Origin of the sequence: Streptococcus sp. oral taxon 058 str. F0407, assembly GCF_000235485.1 — a bacterium.
Lineage (GTDB): Bacteria > Bacillota > Bacilli > Lactobacillales > Streptococcaceae > Streptococcus.
Genome location: NZ_JH378887.1, coordinates 17370 through 30653, shown reverse-complemented (window position 1 = coordinate 30653; position 13284 = coordinate 17370). Strand labels below are relative to the sequence as shown.

14 protein-coding genes are annotated in these 13284 nt (G+C 42.3%); 2 read left to right on the top strand and 12 right to left on the bottom strand.

Features of this window, described 5'->3' with window-relative positions:
- Positions 1 to 2 precede the first annotated feature (2 nt).
- The 9 genes from HMPREF9184_RS01805 to HMPREF9184_RS01765 form a co-directional block, all read right to left on the bottom strand.
- Complete coding sequence (locus HMPREF9184_RS01805; RefSeq protein WP_000036687.1) at positions 3 to 1670, bottom strand: DAK2 domain-containing protein; 1668 nt, start codon at positions 1668 to 1670, stop codon at positions 3 to 5.
- 2 nt (positions 1671 to 1672) lie between these two features.
- Entirely contained in the window at positions 1673 to 2038 is a 366-nt protein-coding gene (locus HMPREF9184_RS01800) for an Asp23/Gls24 family envelope stress response protein (protein ID WP_000216441.1), read from the bottom strand.
- A gap of 152 nt (positions 2039 to 2190) precedes the next feature.
- Positions 2191 to 2379 carry a 50S ribosomal protein L28 gene (gene rpmB, locus HMPREF9184_RS01795; RefSeq protein WP_001140948.1) on the bottom strand — a complete coding sequence of 63 codons (189 nt, stop codon included), beginning with the start codon at positions 2377 to 2379 and terminating at the stop codon, positions 2191 to 2193.
- A 104-nt stretch (positions 2380 to 2483) separates the two neighbouring features.
- On the bottom strand, positions 2484 to 3158 hold the full coding sequence (locus tag HMPREF9184_RS01790; RefSeq protein ID WP_000725738.1) for a LiaF transmembrane domain-containing protein: 675 nt from the start codon (positions 3156 to 3158) through the stop codon (positions 2484 to 2486).
- 5 nt (positions 3159 to 3163) lie between these two features.
- Positions 3164 to 3610, bottom strand: coding sequence for a LytTR family DNA-binding domain-containing protein (locus tag HMPREF9184_RS01785; protein ID WP_000776588.1), 447 nt, complete (start codon positions 3608 to 3610; stop codon positions 3164 to 3166).
- A gap of 113 nt (positions 3611 to 3723) precedes the next feature.
- The gene (locus tag HMPREF9184_RS01780) at positions 3724 to 4227 is read right to left on the bottom strand and encodes a phosphatase PAP2 family protein (RefSeq protein ID WP_000800932.1); all 504 of its coding nucleotides are present in this window, start codon (positions 4225 to 4227) and stop codon (positions 3724 to 3726) included.
- Positions 4228 to 4322: 95 nt separating this feature from the next.
- A complete protein-coding gene (locus HMPREF9184_RS01775) occupies positions 4323 to 6083 on the bottom strand; it encodes an ABC transporter ATP-binding protein (RefSeq protein WP_000428383.1) in 1761 nt (586 codons plus the stop codon).
- Complete coding sequence (locus HMPREF9184_RS01770) at positions 6073 to 7842, bottom strand: ABC transporter ATP-binding protein (RefSeq protein WP_000731806.1); 1770 nt, start codon at positions 7840 to 7842, stop codon at positions 6073 to 6075. Before HMPREF9184_RS01770 ends, HMPREF9184_RS01775 begins: the two co-directional genes overlap by 11 nt.
- A complete protein-coding gene (locus tag HMPREF9184_RS01765; protein ID WP_000360524.1) occupies positions 7826 to 8287 on the bottom strand; it encodes a MarR family winged helix-turn-helix transcriptional regulator in 462 nt (153 codons plus the stop codon). The genes HMPREF9184_RS01770 and HMPREF9184_RS01765 overlap by 17 nt, the downstream gene beginning before the upstream one ends.
- A 171-nt stretch (positions 8288 to 8458) precedes the next feature.
- Here HMPREF9184_RS01765 and HMPREF9184_RS01760 point away from each other — a divergent pair, with 171 nt between their 5' ends.
- Positions 8459 to 9154, top strand: coding sequence for a DUF308 domain-containing protein (locus HMPREF9184_RS01760; RefSeq protein ID WP_009444142.1), 696 nt, complete (start codon positions 8459 to 8461; stop codon positions 9152 to 9154).
- Positions 9155 to 9203: 49 nt separating this feature from the next.
- Here HMPREF9184_RS01760 and HMPREF9184_RS01755 read toward each other — a convergent pair whose 3' ends face one another.
- A complete protein-coding gene (locus tag HMPREF9184_RS01755) occupies positions 9204 to 9920 on the bottom strand; it encodes a YebC/PmpR family DNA-binding transcriptional regulator (protein WP_000532889.1) in 717 nt (238 codons plus the stop codon).
- Positions 9921 to 10016: 96 nt separating this feature from the next.
- Complete coding sequence (locus HMPREF9184_RS01750) at positions 10017 to 11387, bottom strand: MATE family efflux transporter (protein WP_001036244.1); 1371 nt, start codon at positions 11385 to 11387, stop codon at positions 10017 to 10019.
- A 109-nt stretch (positions 11388 to 11496) separates the two neighbouring features.
- On the opposite strand from HMPREF9184_RS01750, the gene HMPREF9184_RS01745 reads away from it, so the two are divergent.
- Complete coding sequence (locus tag HMPREF9184_RS01745; RefSeq protein WP_000060278.1) at positions 11497 to 12051, top strand: GNAT family N-acetyltransferase; 555 nt, start codon at positions 11497 to 11499, stop codon at positions 12049 to 12051.
- A gap of 56 nt (positions 12052 to 12107) precedes the next feature.
- Here the strand turns inward: HMPREF9184_RS01745 and recA are convergent, their stop codons facing one another.
- On the bottom strand, positions 12108 to 13253 hold the full coding sequence (gene recA / locus HMPREF9184_RS01740) for a recombinase RecA (protein ID WP_001085441.1): 1146 nt from the start codon (positions 13251 to 13253) through the stop codon (positions 12108 to 12110).
- Between the last annotated feature and the right edge of the window lie 31 nt (positions 13254 to 13284).

Sequence of the window (13284 nt, the reverse complement as noted above, 5' to 3'; positions counted from 1 at the left end):
TCCTATTCCACACTGAAAAGATATGGATATACGGGTTGTTGACCTTGGTGAATCTCTACTTCAACATCTTCGAATTCTTCTGCGATTTCTTGGGCAATTTCATTAGCAAGATCTTCGCTTCCGTCTTCGCCGACATAGAAAGTCACGATTTCACTGTCTTCATCCAACATATGCTTCAAAGTTTCAGTCAGAGTTTGGTGCATATCAGGATTTGATACGAGGATCTTACCATCTACCATACCAAGATTGTCATTTTCGTGAATTTCCAAACCATCAATAGTCGTGTCACGAACGGCTGTCGTTACACTACCGCTGACCACATCACCAAGAGCTGCAGTCATGCGTTCTTTGTTTTCTTCGATAGACTTGCTTGGATCAAAGGCTAGAAGACTAGTCAATCCTTGAGGAAGAGTACGAGCTTCTACCACTACTGCTGGTTGTTCCAATACCTCTGCTGCAGACTGAGCCGCCATGAAGATATTTTTGTTATTTGGCAAGAAGATAATGTTGCGAGCATTGACTTGCTCAACAGCCTTGATAAAGTCCTCTGTTGAAGGGTTCATCGTCTGACCACCTTCGATGACATAATCCACACCTTGGGCACGGAAGATATCTGCCAATCCTTGACCTGCTACTACTGCGATAAGGGCATATTCCTTCTCTTCAGCTGGCTTGCTGACTTGTGCTGCTTCTTTTTCAACCTGTGCTTCGTGTTGGTTGCGCATGTTGTCCACTTTAACCTTGACCAAGCTACCATATTTAAGCCCTTCTTGCATAACAAGACCTGGATCTTCTGTATGGACGTGGACTTTGACGATTTCATCATCGTTGACAACAAGTAGAGAATCCCCAAGGTCATTCAAGTAGTTGCGGAATTCATCATAATCAAAATCTTTGGCATAAGTTGGACCTTGTTTGAGAGCAACCATGATCTCCGTACAGTAACCGAAGGTAATATCCTCAGTTGCCACATGTCCAGCAACTGACTTGTGGTGTTCAGCATTGATCATTTCACTCATGTTGGCAGGGGTCGCTACAAAGTCTTCTGAAGCACTGTATTCACCAGTGAGTGCTGAAAGGAAACCTTCATAGATGAATACCAAACCTTGACCACCAGAATCCACGACACCAACCTCTTTCAAGACTGGGAGCATTTCTGGCGTCTTAGCTAGAGCTCTCTTAGCACCTTCCAAGGCCGCACGCATGACCTCAACAGCATCATCTGTCTCCTCAGCTTTTTTCTTGGCACCGATAGCTGCTCCACGAGAAACTGTCAAAATAGTTCCCTCAACTGGTTTCATAACCGCCTTGTAGGCTACTTCGACACCAGATTGGAAAGCAAGAGCCAAGTCTTGACCTGTTAATTCGTCTTTTTCCTTAATAGCTTGGGAAAATCCACGGAAGAGCTGCGAAGTGATAACCCCTGAGTTTCCACGCGCACCCATCAAGAGCCCCTTAGCAAGAATGCTCGCTACTTCTCCAACTGTAGAAGCTGGCTTGTCTGCTACTTCTTTGGCACCATTCTCGATGGTCATTCCCATGTTTGTCCCAGTATCTCCATCTGGAACTGGAAAGACGTTTAATGAATTGACATATTCTGCTTGCTTATTCAAACGAGTTGATGCAGCCTGCACCATCTCTTGAAATAAGCTGGTAGTAATTTTTGACACGATTATTCTCCTACAACTTTGATATTTTGAATGTAGACATTCACAGTCTGAGCAGTGATTCCTAGTTGGTTTTCCAAACTAAAACGAACACGCTCTTGGATGTTTTTTGAGACTTCACTAATCTTTGTTCCGTAGCTCAAGACGGTATAAACATCAACTGCAATGCTGCCATCTTCGGCTGCCTTCACGACAACACCTTTTGCATAATTTTCCTTACCAAGAAGGGCTTGGAAATTATCTTTGAGGGTATTTTTGCTAGCCATACCGACCACACCAAAAATCTCAGTTGCTGCACCGCCTACAACGGTTGCAATCACTTCATCTGTCAGTTCGATTTGACCATCTTTTGTATTAATTTTTACAGTCATTTTTTTTACCTCAACTAGTTGATACTCTATTTTATCATATTTCATTCCAAGTGTAAAAGCAGAATGCTGTATCGGCGGATATTTACTCTATTTTTCAAATGGTTTTATCTATCGAGCAAAAGAAAAAGACCTAAGCGGCCTTTTCATTTTTATTAAACGCGTTCAACTTTACCTGATTTCAAAGCACGAGCTGAAGCCCAAACTTTTTTAGGTTTACCATCGATAAGAACAGTAACTTTTTGAAGGTTTGGTTTTACGGCACGTTTTGTTTGGTTCATCGCGTGTGAACGGTTGTTTCCTGATACAGTCTTACGACCTGTAAAGTAACATACTTTAGCCATTATGTTTTCCTCCTATTAGATCTAATATAGCGGATGTGCTAGCACCACATACCGTACTATGTTATCACACTTTCTTGAATTTATCAAGAGAATTAAAAATTTTTTTATTTGACGTAAACAACACCAAGTTTACCAAAAGCGACTTCTCCACGGATAATCAAGGTTTTGCTTGTTGGCGCTACAGGAGCGTCTGCCTTGGCTGCACCAAAGGATGTTTCTACTTTCAAATCGACACGCCAGTGTTGCGGAACATAGACGGTTGCATTCCCGAAGGCCACTTCAATATTTAAAGTCGCAAAATCACCTAACATCTCTGCGTTATCATAGTAGATTTTGGCATCACCAAAAGCGACTTCCACTTGGTCATCTACGAGATCTTGATCTTGCTTATAGAAGGTCCCACTACCAAAAGCGACTTCCTTATCCGTGATGACTGTTCGCTCACCATTGTACCACCATTTTTTCCCATACCAAAACTTACTTGAGTGAGTGAGATAGCCAACACCTAGCACTGCTAAGATACTAGCCCAAAATAAAGACTGATTTGGGATAGGCAAAATGTTATAAAAATGATTCGCAATCATTAAGGCTACTAGAGCGGTAAAAACTGCTGATGTCAGGTGACGACGAAGCAAAGCTTCAACTGACTGGTAGGCAAAAAAGACAATACCGATCAAAGGCCATATTTTACCATCCAAAGAAGGAATGCCAAAATTCCCTTGCAGCAAGATCCAGGCCGCTAAAACCAATAAAACAATACCAAATGCTTTCTTTTTCATGTTTTTCACCTCATGTTTCTTAGATTTTCTTTTAGGAGGGATTGGTAATGCCGTGAGACATGAACCTCCTTGTGCGTCTGATAAAAGGAAATGGTGCCCGTTCCTGAAAAGGACTTGTCCACTGAGTAAATCTGACGGATATTGGCGATGGTTGACTTGGACACTCGAATAAAATAACGAGGCAAAATGGACTCCAACTCATAAAGTTTGAGACGTACTTCATAGGCTTCCTTCTGGTTATGAGCGTAGATCTTGCTCCCTTCTGTTTCAAAGAAGAGAATTTCTGACAGGTCTAGATAATATTCACCTGTCCCCTTGTAAAAAGTCAATCTCGGAGCCTTCGACTCTTGCAAAAGTCGTTGCAAGTCTGCAATTTCATCTGTCAAAGTGGGTGTCTTGATAACAATTTCAGTTTCTTCTAAATTGCCATCAATCTCAATTCGTAACTTCATCACATCTCCTTTCTGACTCTACTATATCAAAGCTAAGTTAGGAATACAAGGGCAAAAAAGCAAGTGGTCAATCTGAGCCTGTAAGTGGTTGTAGGACTAGCTTAACTTACATATCAGAATAGGAAGAAAAGGAATCCCCACACCAGACCACAAGCATAGCCAACCAAGACATCCTTGGGATAATGAACACCCCCTAAAACCCTCACCAACCCCAGCAAAACTGAAAAGAGCAAGCATGCCAATCCAACAGGTAGACTAGCATGCAGACAAGCCATGGAGATGATAGTTGCCGAAAAGACATGGCGACTGGGCATCGACTGTCCCGAGCTATCTTTTTCAAGCAGGGGACAGATATCCCAAGTTTCGTAGGGGCGTGGGTGATTAATTTTCTTACGAAACAGGGACAAGGTCACAAAACCTGATGCAGGAATAAGCACATAAACCCCAACTTGCTGACCCAGTCCTAGCTGCAGGTAAGTGGTGACTAGCAAGGCCAGATAGACCAGGGGCATAGCTACTGTCATCAACCGATTGAAACTGCGTAATAGAAATAAAAGGATTGGATGACTGGTGAGTCTGGAGCTGATGTTTCGATACCATTCTTGATAATTTTTCATTTACAATTCTCATTAACACTTTATTTTTCCTCTAGGTGAGGCACTTGTCTTCTAGTATAGTGCAGAAAAAGAAGGCCGTCAAGCCTTCTTCTGATTTATTCTTCTGCTTCGTCTTCTGTAAATTGACTGTTGTATAGGTCAGCGTAGAAGCCACCTTGTTCCATCAGTTCCTCGTGATTGCCTTGTTCGATGATATTACCATCTTTCATGACAAGAATCAAATCAGCATTTCGGATGGTTGACAAGCGGTGGGCGATGACAAAGGAAGTTCTTCCTTCCATCAAACGGTCCATAGCTTTTTGGATCAATTCCTCTGTCCGTGTGTCAACAGAAGAAGTCGCCTCATCCAAAATCAAGAGTGGCGCGTCTTTCAACAAAGCACGAGCGATAGTCAAGAGCTGTTTTTGTCCTACAGACAAGGTTACGGTGTCATCCAAAACAGTATCGTAACCGTCTGGTAAGGTCATGATAAAGTGATGGATTCCCACAGCCTTACTAGCTTCCATCATTCGCTCATCACTAATGCCAGTTTGATTATAGATGAGATTCTCTCGAATCGTTCCTTCAAAGAGCCAAGTATCCTGCAAGACCATTGAAAAGGCATCATGAACTTCCAAACGCTTCATGTCCTTAGTGTCCACACCATCGATACGGATACTTCCCTTATCTATCTCATAAAATTTCATCAAAAGATTGACAATAGTTGTCTTACCAGCTCCAGTCGGTCCAACAATGGCGACCTTTTGACCAGCATGAGCTGTCGCAGAGAAGTCATGGATGATGGTGCGCTCTGGTGTATAGCCAAATGAGACATGATCAAAGACTACTTCCCCTTTCATATGGGCCAATTGTCTTTCCTTATGAGATTCATCCTGCATCTCTGCTTCAGCTAGAAATTCTAATACACGAGTCATGGCTGCACTGGCTTGTTGCAAGCTGGTAATCCCTTGGGCAATTTGAGACAAGGGTTGTGAGAAGGTACGAACATAGACCATAAAGGCTACGATAATCCCGATACTGATATGTCCCTCTAGCGCTAATGCGGCTCCAACAATAATGACTAGGACATAACTAAAGTTCCCAACAAAGATCATGGCTGGCATCATAATACCAGAGATAAACTGAGATTTCCAGATACTGTCGTGCAAATTTTGGTTTAAACCTGCGAATGTTTCTTTCGTCGCATCAACGGCATTGTAGCTAGTCACAACATTATGACCAGAGTACATCTCTTCCACATAACCATTGACAGCTGCTAGATTATTTTGTTGGGCTTCAAAGTAGCCCTGCGACTTAGCCATGATTACGGAAACTGCAGCAAAACCAACAAGAGTAGAAACAACCGTTACTAGCGCCAAAATCCAGTTCATCCCAAACATGGTAACCAAGACAGCGATCAACAAGAAACTAGCTGAGAGCACTGTCCCTAGACTTTGGTTGAGAGATTGCGCTGCTGTATCCACATCATTGGTCACGCGCGAAAGGGTATCTCCTTGTGAATGACGGTCAAAGTAGCCAAGTGGTAAACGATTGATTTTTTCAGCGATTGCTGTCCGCAAGCGTTTTGAAAAATGTTGGATACTCGTTGAAAAAATATAGGCCTGTGTATAATTAAGGATAGCTCCAAATACATACAGAACAACCAAAAATCCAGCAATGTTTGACACAGCTACCAAGTCGATTTCTGTAGCCAAACCATCTGAAATCAAGTTTGTAATTTCTTTAATCTTAGTTGGCCCATAAACGGTAATGATACTTGAAATGACTGCAGCCACAACTGCTATTAGGAGAGGGAGTTGGAGGCCTGCCATATAAGGTTTGCACTGTTTCCAGACCGAAACTTTTTTATTTTCCATGTTCCAATTCCTCCTTCGATAGTTGTGAGTAGGCAATTTCTTGGTAAACTTCGTTGCTAGCTAGAAGTTCCTTGTGGGTGCCTTGTCCCACGACTTTTCCTTGATCCAATACTAAGATCAGGTCAGCATCCATGATGGTAGAAATCCGTTGCGCTACGATGAGCTTGGTCATGGATTTTGTTTTCTCAGCTAGCTCTTGGCGAAGGACACGATCTGTCTTGTAGTCCAAGGCTGAGAAAGAGTCATCAAAGATGAGAATCTCTGGTTTACGAGCCAAGGCACGCGCAATGGCCAAACGCTGTCTTTGACCTCCTGAGAAGTTGGTCCCACCTTGAGCCACTTCTGATGCAAGTCCTGCTTCCTTGTCCTCGATAAATGCTTTAGACTGGGCCAATTCAAGAGCTTGCCACATAGCAGACTCGCTCAGAGGAGTTTCTTTGCTCTTACCAAAGTCCAAGTTCCCCTTGACATCTCCAGAAAAGAGTACAGCTTTTTGTGGAATATAGCCGACCTTATTGCGCAAATCTTCCAAATCGTAATCTTGCACATTAACTCCGTCCACTAGGATTTGTCCATCTGAAACGTCGTAAAAACGAGGCAAGAGGTTGACTAGGGTGGACTTACCTGATCCAGTCGATCCGATGAAGGCTACGGTTTGACCCGCTTCTGCTTTGAAAGTGACATGTTCCACGACTGCTTCTGAGTTTTTAGAGTAGCGGAAAGTCACATCACGGAATTCCACTTGTCCTTGAACTGAAGGGTCCGCTGTCTGTGCTTGACTAGGATTTTCAATAGAAGAATGCAAATCCAATACTTGATTGATACGTCCTGCCGAAACCAAGGTACGTGGAAGAACGATAAAGAGTGCTCCCATGAGAAGGAAGCCCATCACGACCTGCATAGCATAGGACATGAAGACCACCATATCACTAAAGAGTGGCAGACGTTCTGCCAAACTTGCATCGTTGATGATATAGGCACCAATCCAGTAAATGGCTAAACTTAGTCCACTGGAAATCCCCATCATAATGGGGTTCATAATAGCCATCAATCGATTGACAAAGAGATTAAGACGTGTTACCTCATCGTTGGCTGCTTCAAATTTTTCATCTTGGTAATCCTCAGCATTATAAGCACGAACAACTCGAATCCCAGTCAAACTTTCACGAGTGATACTATTGAGTTTATCTGTCAATTTTTGGATGACAGATTGTTTTGGAAAGGCCAGAGTCATGAGAACGGTGGTCATCAAGACATTCACAATAACAGCTACAACGACCGCCCAAAGCCAGTATTCTGATTTTCCAAGGATTTTCCCAATGGCCCAGATAGCCATAATTGGCCCACGAGTAACCACCTGTAACCCCATGGTAAAGAGCATCTGTACCTGGGTAATATCATTGGTCGTTCGAGTCAAAAGACTTGGGATTGAAAATCGTTTAATCTCTGTCTGTGAAAAATCCAAAACCTGATGAAACACGTCACTACGTAAGTGGGTTGTATAAGATGCTGCAACGCGAGCGGCAAAGAAACCAACCATAACAGATGAAAAGAAAGCTAATAAAGACAATCCAATCATCTTCGCAGCTGGTGACCAGAGTTCGCCCAACTGCGTTCCAGACGTTCCCAGTAATTCTGTAATTTGCGAAATGTAAGTCGGTACCTCTAACTCGAGATAGACCGAGAAACAAGTGAAAAGAATCGTAAGGACAATCATCCCCCACTCTTTTCCTGTAATACGTTTAGCGAGTTTCTTCATTCTCTCCTCCTATCTTCTCAACATTTTCCTGCAACTGACTGAGGACCTTTTCAAAGATTGCCAAGTCTGACTTTGAAACACCCTCTAGCAGACTCTGATCAATCCGATCAAAAAAGGCCTTAACTTCCTGCATCTGCGAACGCGATTTATCCGTCAAGCGAACAAATTTTGCCCGCTTGTCACTCGGGCTCGCCTCTAACTCGACCAAACCATTTTGTACCATGCGCTTGACTAGATTACTCGCAACAGATTTAGTAATATTGAGTTCCTGCTCAATATCCTTAATCAGGACCAGTTCCTCTTTTTGTTCACAATGATCTAAAAATCGCAGAACCTGCCCTTGCGGTCCACCCATAAATTCAATGCCACATCGCTTGGCTTCTTTCTGTACCATCAGATGAACCTGGTGCCCAAAACGTTTAAACATCAACATCGGCTTGTCCATGATTGCTCCTTTCTTATTTTTTAAATAGTTCTCAAGAGAACTATTTTATCACTTTTAGAGGAGATGTCAAGAAAAAAGTTTCCTAGAGAACTATTTTAGTTTAAATTGACATTAGGCAATATTTTTTCTATAATAAGCACTAACTACCATGGATAGAAATCCATTCACTCGATGAAGGGAGAAAACTTTCAAATGAAACCAGAAGAACAAAAAGTTTTAGGGATTTTAGCAACTATTTTTGGAGCCATCGCACTTTTAGGATCTTGGATCCCATTTATTAACTATCTGTCATTTTTCATCGCCATTGTCGCATTTATCTTGGGAATTATCGGCCTTATCGTCAACCTCAAAAAACGAAAAACAATGGCCATTATCGGAACATCCCTTGCAATTGCTTCAGTTGTACTTTTCTTTACGACCCAGATACTGTACGCTGATGTCTACAAAGAGTTTGTCAGGGAGTTTAACCGTTCCTATAAAGAGGCAAGTGCCTCAATGGAACGCGAAGAAGAAAGCGACTTGACAGATGATAGCACCTATTCTATCCCTGAGGAGGAAGAAGATACTTTCTCCTGGACCCAAGAACAGTTCGACGCCTTAATCGAAGGTGACCTTGATAACAAAGGAAAAGGTGGTACCAATTACAAGGATATTATCAGAAAACATGGACTACCAGATTCCGAATTTGATTCAATCATTGAGGGCTATGACACCAAGAAAATTACCTATATTGGCATTGATGATAAAATCAAGACCGTTACTCTAACCTTTGTAAAACAGGATAATGGTCAGCTCTTACTAGTTCATAAAATAGCTGTAGGCCTAGGAGAAAACCAGCAACAAAGAGATTCTGGAACCAGAGTCTAGGTTAAAGTATTAAAAAAACGAACAGTTAATAAAACTGTTCGTTTTTCTATTAGAATCCATCTACGTTAGTATAGATCTTTTGTACATCTTCGTCATCTTCAAGGACGCTGTAAAGTTTTTCAAAAGTTTCAAGGTCATCCCCTGACAATTCCACTTCAGACTGAGGAATCATTTCCAATTCAGTCACTTGGAATTCTTGGATACCTGACTCACGAAGGGCAACGATAGCCTTGTGAAGGTCAGTTGGAGCTGTGTAAACAGTGACTGTTCCATCTTCTGCTTCGACATCATCCACATCCACATCAGCTTCGAGCAACAGTTCAAAAATGGCATCCGCATCTTCACCAGCAAATACGATAACTCCCTTGTTGTCGAAGAGGTAAGAAACTGAACCAGAAGCACCCATGTTTCCACCGTTTTTACCAAAAGCTGCACGGACATTGGCTGCAGTACGGTTAACGTTTGATGTCAAGGTGTCTACGATCAGCATCGAACCATTTGGTCCAAAACCTTCATAACGTCCTTCTGTAAAGGTTTCATCTGTGTTTCCTTTTGCTTTATCAATCGCTTTATCGATAACGTGTTTTGGCACTTGGGCTTGTTTAGCACGATCGATAACGAATTTCAAAGCGGTGTTTGATTCTGGGTCTGGATCACCTTTTTTAGCTGCTACATAGATTTCTACACCAAATTTTGCATATACTTTAGAGTTAGCTCCATCTTTAGCCGTTTTCTTGGCTACGATATTGGCCCATTTACGTCCCATTAGGAATCTCCTTTTTTCACATTTTAATCTTTCTTATTATAACACAAGTTTTTTCGATTTTCACTAGAGGAAATGGATTTTATTCAGCAAATCCAGCTAGGATTGTCCTTTGGCTGCCAAGATTGCCTTGCCTTCTTTTATCAGGGGATGACGGAAAAGTGAAAAGTACAGTTGGGTGGTCATGGCAACCCAGATAAGGGGTTCACAAAGGATAACTCCCCTATAGCCTGCCCAAGGGATAATCAAGACCACAAAAACGATTTTGCCGATTAGTTCGATAAAACTAGATACCAGAGGCAGGATTTTTTGGCCCAAGCCCTGCAAGCAATTGCGATAAATCAACAAGAGGCTCAGAATCGGATAAAAGGCTGAACTAATTTGCAGGTAGAGGCTACCATTTTCAACCAAGTAACCATCCGTTGAACTGGCCAAGAAGGAAATCAAGGTCGGACTAGCAAAAAAGAGAAAGATACAGATAAAGCCTGCCCAGGACATACTCAGGCGACTGCCAATTCGAAGACCTTGAACAATGCGGTCTGGTCGCTTAGCCCCAAGATTCTGAGAGGCAAAGGTCGTCATGGCAGAAGAAATAGCCGTCATGGGAAGAAGAGCAAAAGCCATAATGCGTCGCGCCGCTGTTTGCGCACTAATAATCACTGCGCCAAAGGTATTGACAGAAGACTGTAAAATCACACTACCAATGGACACAATTGAACTCATCAATCCCATAGCCAAACCTTGCTCCAAGAGATCTGCATACAGGGCCTTGTTCCATTTAAAATGCTTGAGTTGAGGGAGCAGTTCTGGAACGCTCTTACGGATATAATAAAAGCAGAGAACCGCTGATAATCCTTGTGAGATAATAGTAGCAAGTCCCGCAGATTGAACTCCCAAATGCAGTTGCGTAATAAAATAGAGATCCAGAATCACATTGACAAGAGCAGAGAAAATCAGAAAACCAAGCGCAGCCAGACTATCACCAATAGACCGCAACAAGCCTGCAAAGAGATTATAAGCGAAGCTGACGCCAACACAGGTCACAATCATGGAAATATATTGATAGGACTGGGGAAGGATTTCTGCAGGAGTATCTAAGTACTGCAAGAGTGGATACAGGCCGACGAATCCCATCAGCATAACCAGAATACTCAAAAGAGCACCTAATATCCAAGTTGCTGCTACTGCTTCTTTGATTTTAGTGAAATTACGAGCCCCATAATAGCGAGCAATGACAATCCCCATACCATTTCCAACACCAAGAGTAAAACCTATAATCAAGTCAAAAATGGCCGTTGTCGCTCCTACTGCTGCCAAGGATTCTTGACCAAGAAATCGCCCAACAATCATAATATCAGCTGTGTTATAAAGCTGTTGAAAGATATTAGACAGCAAGATTGGAAAGGCAAAGCTTAAAAGCGAAGGAAGGATTGGACCATGTATTAGGTCCACTGTTCGTTTTTTATTCATAAGGCTATTATATCAGCTTTCTAGAGGAGCGACAAGAATTGCTTGGATTTCTTGAAATCAATTGCCTACCGAGAGACAATTTGCTATAATCAAGAAAAGGAGGCCTTTTATGAGTTTGACCAGTCAATTAATAACCGATGCATTTCCAGATCTTGATAAGGTTGAAAAGCTAAACAAGGAAGCTTTCCCCGAGGAAGAACGCGTTCCTCTGTCTGAGTTTTTACGCTATCAGGACCGAGATGACGCTCACTTTTTTGCCTTTTATAATCAGGAAGAGTTTGTCGGCTTTGCTTTTGCCATCTCCAATCAAAAAGCCTTTTATATCAGCTTTTTTGCCATCATGCCCCACCTAAGAAGTCACGGGTACGGAAAGGAAATTATCGAAAAGCTGACTGATTTTTACCAGCGAACCATGTTGCTGGAAGTCGAGCGATTGGATGAAGAATGCGATAATCTGGAGCAAAGGAAGGCTAGAATGGACTTCTATCGACAAAATGGCTTTAAAACAGCCAATGCCTTTTTAGAGTACGATGGTCTAAGTTTTGAAATCCTCTATCGTGGCGACTACTTTGACGAAGAAGCCTATCGTGACATCTTTCAGAAATTGCAAGATGAACATTATTTTGACTTTCATATCGAGTATCGTCGTTTCAGTGACCATTAGTTCTTTCATCCTAAATAAACATAAAAAGTAGCAGTTCCTATCTGCTACTTTTTATGTTATTCTTCAATTTCGATTCCAAGTTCATCGCCAAGATCAAGTGTTACTTCTTGGTTAGAAGTCGTCTCTGCTACTGGACTAACATCTGAGGTTTCTTCATCTTCAACCAAACCATATTGAACACGGACTTGGTGGTCAATGGCATCAAAGATTTCTGGATGATCTGCCAAGTATTTCTTAGCATTTTCAGATCCTTGCCCGATTTTTTCGCCCTTGTAAGAGTACCAAGCTCCGGCTTTTTGGATGATGTCGAGATCACTTGCAATCTTCAAGAGCTCACCGGTCTTAGAAATTCCTTCTCCGTACATGATTTCTACGAAGGCTTCCTTAAACGGTGGAGCTATCTTATTTTTAACAACCTTGATCTTGGTTTCCTTACCGACATTGGTATCTTTTTGGTCACCAGTTCCCTTGATTTGTGTACTTCCACGAACATCCAAACGCACTGAAGCGTAGAATTTTAGAGCACGTCCACCTGGAGTTGTTTCTGGATTTCCAAACATGACTCCAACTTTTTCACGCAATTGGTTGATAAAGATAGCAATTGTTTTGGTCTTATTGATCGAAGCACCAAGTTTACGCATGGCTTGACTCATCATACGAGCCTGCAAACCAACGTGGCTGTCTCCAATGTCCCCATCAATTTCTGCACGAGGCACAAGGGCCGCAACTGAGTCAATAACGACAAGGTCAACTGCACCTGAGTCAATCAATTTCCCTGCAATTTCAAGACCTTGCTCCCCTGAGTCTGGTTGTGATAAAAGCAATTCGTCAATGTTCACCCCAAGTGCTGCTGCATAGGCTGGATCAAGGGCATGCTCCGCATCGATAAAGGCTGCGATACCACCTTCTTTTTGCGCTTGCGCGACAGCGTGAAGGGCAACTGTTGTTTTACCAGAAGACTCTGGTCCATAGATTTCGATGATACGTCCCTTAGGATAACCACCTGAACCAAGGGCAATGTCAAGAGCCAAGGAACCTGAACTCATCACTTGCACTTTTTGTTCTGCACGCTCGCCCAAACGCATGATTGAGCCTTTACCAAAGTCTTTCTCAATCAATTTAAGAGCATCGTTCAAGGCTTTTTCACGATCTGCTCCGAATTTTTTTGAAATTTCATCTAATTTTTTTGGTTTTTTCGCCATTCTATTCTCCTGTATTCTAATAGTCCTAAGA